Here is a 6,824-nt window from a genome sequence, read left to right as displayed (position 1 = left end):
CCAACAGCAACCAAATCTACCATCAACGCCCGGTCTGGCAACACGGCCCTGCCAGCCGGAAGCTCCGTACCAGTTTCATCCGCGCGGGTCGGGCGAAGCCCGGTGCTTAACTCGCAATGACGAGAGAGCGGTTCTCTCAATTTTCCAGTTTGGTCAGGCGTCCAGCGCCGCGTGGCGCCGGCTCAATCCGGCCTGACCATCTCGAACATCGCATCGGGGCGAATTTCGAAATAGTCGCCGCGGCGGCCGGCGCGCACGATCGGGTGCGGCGCCGCGGTCTGGTAGACGCCGTCCTTGATGAAAGCCTTGTCGATATGGACGGCGACGACCTCGCCAAGCGTCAGCCAGGCCTGCGCCTTGCGGCCGTCGGCGCCCTGCAACTGAATGATCTGCGACAGCTTGCATTCGAACGAGACTGGGCTTTCCGCGACCCGAGGCACGTTGACCAGCCGGCAAGGGGCCGCCGTGAGGCCTGCGATCTTGAATTCGCTGACGTCGTGGGCGACATGGGCGGCGGTCAAATTCATCTGCTGCGCCAGATCCATGGTCGCGAGATTCCAGACGAACTCGCCGGTCTCCTGGATATTCTGCACGCTGTCCTTCCAGGAGGTCGAGGAGAAGCCGATGATCGGCGGCGTGTAGCAAAAGCCGTTGAAAAAACTGTAGGGCGCCAGATTGAGGTTGCCCTTGGCATCGCGGCTCGAGATCCAGCCGATCGGCCGCGGCGCGATGATGGCGTTGAAAGGATCGTGCCGGAGGCCGTGGCCGTTCTTCGGCTCGTAAAAATGCAGGTCTTTCGGGGTTGATTGGTCCACGTCGGTCACTTCCTTTCCGCTTGTCTCACTGCATCCACGTCATCGCCACAAGCGCAAGGAAATAATCCAGTGCGGAGGGTGGGCAGAGGCGCTCTTCGCGCCGTGCCCACCATTTTATATGCGAAAACATGGTGGGCACGCCATCGGCTCGCGCATTCGCGCGACCCGTTGGCTTTTGCCCACCCTACGCCTTTTGGCGCGACGCCAGCCCGGCGAGGATGAAATCGACCATCTGGTCGAGCGAGGGCCCCGGCTTGTTAACGGCCTGCGCGATCATCTGCGGGTGAAAAAACCGCATCATCGCGGTGCAGGTGCACATCGCCGCCAGCGGCACGTCCGGGGCCTCGAATTCCCCTGACGCGGCGCCCTCGGCAATGACATGGGCGATGGTCTCGGTCAGCCGGTGCATGTGGGCGAGACAGACTTCCCAGCTCTCCTCCATCGCGATCTCGACCATCTCGTGCAGCTTGGAATCGCCGACATAGCGTTCGCTGTTCATGCGATGGATCGTGGTTACAAGCTCGCGCAGGCGGAAGGCCGCCGGTCCGCGGGCGGTCGCGATCGCCTCGGCCGCGGTCTCGACCTCGCCCATCAGCGCCCGCGCGACGCCCTCATGGATCGCTTTCTTCGAGTCGAAAAAGCGATAGACATTCGCCGGGCTCATCCGCAGCATCTTGGCGATGTCGGCAACCGTCGTCTTCTGATAGCCGATCTCGCGAAACAAACGCTCCGCCACCACCAGGATGCGCTCCCTGGTGTCGGGTTCGATATGGTCCGAAATCAGCGCCATGGCAGGACTCAATTCACTGTACTTAATGTTCAATTATTCGGCGGCCTCGGCAAGCGGAAATGCCGGCTGTGCCTCGGCTTCATGCTGCGCCGCAAGATCGATCGGTTCGCTGCGGCCGCTTTCTTCAAGGCTGTTGCGGAACCAGAGAGCATAGAGGCCCGGCAGGTACAGCAAGGTCAGGAAGGTTGCAACAAACAATCCGCCCATGATGGTGATGGCCATCGGGCCCCAGAACGCCGAGCGCGACAGCGGGATCATCGCCAGAATGGCGGCGAGCGCCGTAAGCACTACCGGGCGGGCGCGCCGGACGGTGGCCTCGACGATGGCTTCCCTGCGGCTCAGGCCGTGGGCGACGTCGGATTCGATCTGGTCGACCAGGATCACCGCGTTGCGCATGATCATTCCGGCCAGCGCGATCAGTCCGAGCAGCGCCACGAAGCCGAACGGCTGGTTGGCGACGTTCAGCCCGAGCGAGGCCCCGATAATGCCGAGCGGCGCCGTCAGGAACACCAGCGCCAGGCGCGAAAAACTCTGCAGCTGGATCATCAGAAGCGTCAGCATGACGATGACCATCAGCGGAAACAGCACGAAGATCGAGGCATTGCCCTTGGCCGACTCCTCGATCGCGCCGCCCATCTCGATCCGGTAGGCCGGCTCCAGGCTGTCGCGGATCTGCTGCAGCTTGGGCCAGATCTGGTTGGTGACGTCGGGCGCCTGCACGCCGTCATTGACGTCGGCGCGCACCGTGATCGCCATGTCGCGGTTGCGCCGCCACAGGATCGGCTCCTCGTGGGAATATTCGATTCTAGCGATCTGCGACAGCGGCACCGCAACGCCATTGCGCGAGGTGACGGTGAGGTCGCCGACATGAGCGAGGTCAAGCCGCTCGGACGGGGCCGCACGCGCGACCACGCCGACCTTCTCGATGCCATCGCGCACCGTCGTCACCGGCGCACCCGAGATCAGCATGCTGAGCGCCTGTGATACGTCCTGCGGGGTGAGGCCAAGCGCACGGGCGCGGTCCTGGTCGACGACGAGCTTCAGGTAGGGTGACTGCTCGTTCCAGTCGAGTTGGGGATCCCTGATGTTCTCGTTCTGCCGGACCACGTCGCGCACCTGGTAGGCGATGTCGCGCACGATCCGGGGGTCGGGGCCGATGACGCGGAACTGCACCGGAAAGCCGACCGGCGGACCGAAATTGAAGCGGTCGACGCGCACCCGCGCCTCGGTCAGCGCGCCGTCATCGACCGCCTTTTCCAGCCGCGCCTTGATGCGCTCGCGCGCCTCGACATTTTTGGCGACGATGACGATCTCGGCGAAGGCTTCGTTCGGCAGCTGCGGGTTCAGCCCAAGCCAGAAGCGCGGCGAGCCCTGCCCGACATAGGACGTATAGGTCGAGATGTCCTTGTCGCCCTGCAACAGCGCTTCGGCCGACTTCACCGACTTTTCGGTGACGCCGAACGCCGTACCTTCCGGCAAGCGCAGCTGCAGGAACAATTCCGGCCGTTCCGACAGCGGAAAAAACTGCTGCTGGACGTGGCCGAAGCCGACAATCGAGAGCGCGAACACGCCGACGGTGGCCAGCACCACCTTGATGCGGTGCTCGACGCACCATTGGATCATGCCGCGGAGCACGCGGTAGATGCGCGTCTCATAGACCGCATGCGGATCGTGATTGTGGCTGACCGTGATGTTCGGCAGCAGCATGACGCCGATATAGGGCGTGAAGATCACCGCGACGAACCAGGACGCCACCAGCGCGATGGCGACGATCCAGAAGATGCCGCCGGCATATTCGCCGACGGCCGAATTGGCAAAACCGATCGGCAGGAAACCGGCCGCCGTGACCAGCGTTCCCGTCAGCATCGGAAAGGCGGTGGATTCCCAGGCAAAGGACGCCGCGCGAACGCGGTCCCAGCCCTGCTCCATCTTCACCACCATCATCTCGACCGCGATGATGGCGTCGTCGACCAGAAGGCCGAGCGCAATGATCAGCGCGCCGAGCGTGATGCGGTGCAAATCGAGCGACATCGCGTTCATGACGATGAAGACGATGGCGAGCACCAGCGGCACCGACATGGCCACCACGATGCCGGTGCGCCAGCCGAGTGCGACGAACGAGACGAACAGCACGATCGCCAGCGCCTCGATGAAGGAATGCACGAACTCGCTGACGGCGTGCTCGACCACCTCGGGCTGATCCGCGATCCGGTCGAGAGTGATGCCCTGCGGCACCGCGCGCATGAATTCCTCGGTCGCCTTGGCGACGTCCTTGCCGAGTTCCAGGATGTTGGCGCCGTTGGCCGTGACCACGCCGATACCGAGCGCCGGTTTGCCTTCCTGACGCACCTTGAAGGTCGGCGGATCGACGTAACCATGGGCGACGGTCGCGATGTCGCCGAGCCGGAATACCCGGCCATTACTTTCGACCGGCGTCTCGGCCACCGCCCTGGCGCCATCGAGCGCGCCGGTGACGCGCAGCGGCACGCGTTGCGACGAGGTCTCGACCGTGCCCGCGGGCACGACATTGTTCTGCTTGGCGAGCGAATCGAACAGCGCCTGCGGCGCAATGCCAAGCGTCGCCAGCTTGGCATGGGAGAACTCGACAAAGATCTTCTCGTCCTGGGTGCCGTAGAGATCGACCTTTGTCACGCCCGGTACCTTCAAAAGCCGCTGTCGCAGGCCTTCGGCGGCCTTCTTCAGCTGCGCATAGTCGGCGCCGTCGCCGGTCATCATGTAGAGGATGGAGTCGACGTCGGAGAATTCGTCGTTGACGACGGGCCCGAGCAGACCCGCCGGAAGCTCGCCTTGCACGTCGGCCAGCTTCTTGCGCAACAGATAGAACAGATACGGCACATCCTTGGGCGGCGTCGAATCCTTGAACGTGACCTGCATCGCCGTGAATGCGGGTTTTGAATAGGTCTGCACCTTCTCGAAGTAGGGCAGTTCCTGCAGTTTCTTCTCGATCGGGTCGGCGACCTGGGTCTGCATTTCCGCCGCGGTGGCCCCCGGCCAGATCGCCGAGACGTTCACCACCTTGACCGTGAAGAACGGGTCTTCGGCGCGGCCGAGCCTCTGGTAGGAAAAGAAGCCGGCGACGCCGAGCGCGATCACCAGGAACAGGATCAAGGCGGGATGGCCGACCGCCCAGGCTGAAAGATTGAAGTGCTTCACCGCGCTCTCCCCCGACTAGAACGACAACGACGACACGACCCTGACCTTCTGGTTCGGATCGAGTTTCTGCACGCCGAGCACGACGACTTTGGCGCCCTCATCGACGCCGCCCGAGATCACGACGTCATTGCTCTCGTAGGATTTTACTACAACGGGCTTCAGCGACACCTCACCCTTGTCGTCGACGATATAGAGCGAGGGATCGCCGCCTTCGCTGAACAGCGCCGACAGCGGCAGCCGCGCCACGCGCGTGGTGGCTGGATCAGCCAAGGTCAGCGTCGCGGTCATGCCGAGCGAGACCTTGTCGCCGGCGTCCGGCAGCGAGAATTTCGCCAGATATGTCCGCGTCGCCGGATCGGCCGTTGGCGCGATCTCGCGCAGTTTCGCCGGGTATTTCCTGTTCGGCTCGGACCACAGCGTCACGCTGGCCGTGCCCTCCTTGGCGCGGCCCAGCAGGGTTTCGGGGATCGCGACCACGGCCTCCTTTTCGGCAAAACGCGCGACGCGGACCGCCGTCTGCCCCGCCGCCACGACCTGTCCGGCGTCGATCAGCGTCGCGGTGACGACGCCACGGGTGTCGGCCAGCAGGGTGGCATAAGACAGCGAGTTTTGGGTAAGCTCGACCGAACGCTGGGCGCGATTGAGCCGCGCGCGCGCTTCATCGGCGGCGGCCTTGGCCTGATCCACTTGCGCATCCGTGGACCAGCCTTTGACGCGCAAATCGTTGGCGCGGGTTTCGGCGGCGGCGGCCTGCGCCAGCACGCCGGTCGAGGCGCGCAATTCAGCCTCGGCCTGCTCGGCCTGCAGTTTCAGATCGATTTCATCCAGCGTAGCCAAGGGTTCGCCGACATCGACGGTCTGGCCGACTTCGACCAGGCGTTTTGCGATCTTGCCGGGCACGCGAAAGCCCATGTCGGTCTCGATCCGCGGCTTTATCGTTCCGACGAAACTGCGCTCGGGCGACTCGGCCTCATAATGCGCTCTCGTCACCAGAACGGGGCGCGACGGTTTCGCCTTCTCGGCGAGCTTGTCGTTGCAGCCGGCCAAAGCGAGCGCCAAAAGGGCCAGCAATATGCCAGCTAATAGCCTGGAATAGCTTGACAAAATCGAGCGAGCGAGCATCGCCATACCTCCTTGAGGGTGGACGGCAGTGTCGATTGTCTTGTGACGATTGTCAATATTCGTCATCAATCATGATTTCGTGAAATCGTTTCGCGGTTAAGAAGTCGCAAATTTCGGTTCGGGCCCGCGCGGGCTGCTCGGCCGACGGCGCGAAAAGCCACCAGATCGATCAGGGAACGCCATCTGTGGCGGCGGCCCGCTTGCGCGAAATCTGCACAAAAATCAGCAAATCCTGAGCATCCCGCCCAAACGCACTGCGTACCGGTACGGGATCGTCGGGCCATGGCGGCAAATCATCACCATTCCCATTCGGTGATCGAAACGGCGACCGGGTGTTCAGAGCGATGGCAGCTCGACTGTACCGCCGTCCGGTCGCTGTTCCGTCATCGCCGGGCCGAGGCGCAGCGCGCCGACGTCCGAACCCCGGCCCCCCTCTCCCGTCCCATTCAGGAAAATGAAACCATGTCGATGGCGACCACTTCTCATCTTGAAATCGCGCCTCCCCGCCCCCTATCGGTGCGGCTCGCCCTCGCCGCCGCCTGCGCCGCCCTGGCCGACTGGCTGTTTTACGGCTGGCCAACAGGCATCTCGCTGGCGCTGTTTTTCGGCGTGCTTGGCGTCATCGCCATCGCCAGCAACGGCGCGCGCGCACCGCGCAGGGTTCAGATCGTCATGACCGCACTATTCGTGGCCGGCCTGGTTGCGCTGATCGAGGACGTCGACGTCCTCAGCGCGACCTGGAGCGCGCTGGCAACCGCATTGTTCATCACCGTATTGACGGCGCAGGAAACATCGTCCTGGCAGCGGCACCTGTTCGACGCCGCAACGGCGCCGCTGCGCGGGCCATATCAATTGGGAGCCGACTTATTCTCAGAGTTCGATCGCTTGAAGCGAAATCTGCCGGCATGGCTGAGGATCGACTC

4 protein-coding genes and 1 pseudogene are annotated in these 6,824 nt (G+C 63.6%); 1 reads left to right on the top strand and 4 read right to left on the bottom strand.

Going from position 1 to position 6,824, the window contains the following annotated elements; all coding sequences use genetic code 11:
- Positions 1–182: 182 nt before the first annotated feature.
- From ABSG20_RS25605 to ABSG20_RS25590, 4 genes are all read right to left on the bottom strand, one after another.
- Positions 183–815: a flavin reductase family protein gene (locus ABSG20_RS25605; RefSeq protein ID WP_423867283.1), complete on the bottom strand. Its 633-nt coding sequence runs from the start codon at positions 813–815 to the stop codon at positions 183–185.
- A gap of 184 nt (positions 816–999) precedes the next feature.
- On the bottom strand, positions 1,000–1,605 hold the full coding sequence (locus ABSG20_RS25600) for a TetR/AcrR family transcriptional regulator (protein ID WP_423867282.1): 606 nt from the start codon (positions 1,603–1,605) through the stop codon (positions 1,000–1,002).
- Between the two features lie 33 nt (positions 1,606–1,638).
- Entirely contained in the window at positions 1,639–4,779 is a 3,141-nt protein-coding gene (locus tag ABSG20_RS25595; RefSeq protein ID WP_423867281.1) for an efflux RND transporter permease subunit, read from the bottom strand.
- Positions 4,780–4,794: 15 nt separating this feature from the next.
- Complete coding sequence (locus ABSG20_RS25590) at positions 4,795–5,901, bottom strand: efflux RND transporter periplasmic adaptor subunit (RefSeq protein ID WP_423867280.1); 1,107 nt, start codon at positions 5,899–5,901, stop codon at positions 4,795–4,797.
- Positions 5,902–6,363: 462 nt separating this feature from the next.
- On the opposite strand from ABSG20_RS25590, the pseudogene ABSG20_RS25585 reads away from it, so the two are divergent.
- Positions 6,364–6,824 (top strand): annotated as a pseudogene (locus tag ABSG20_RS25585) (hypothetical protein); the annotation flags it as partial.

Origin of the sequence: Bradyrhizobium sp., from assembly GCF_049512235.1 — a bacterium.
GTDB lineage: Bacteria > Pseudomonadota > Alphaproteobacteria > Rhizobiales > Xanthobacteraceae > Bradyrhizobium.
The sequence above is the reverse complement of the archived record's forward strand: the minus strand, read 5'-3'. Positions and strand labels throughout refer to the sequence as shown.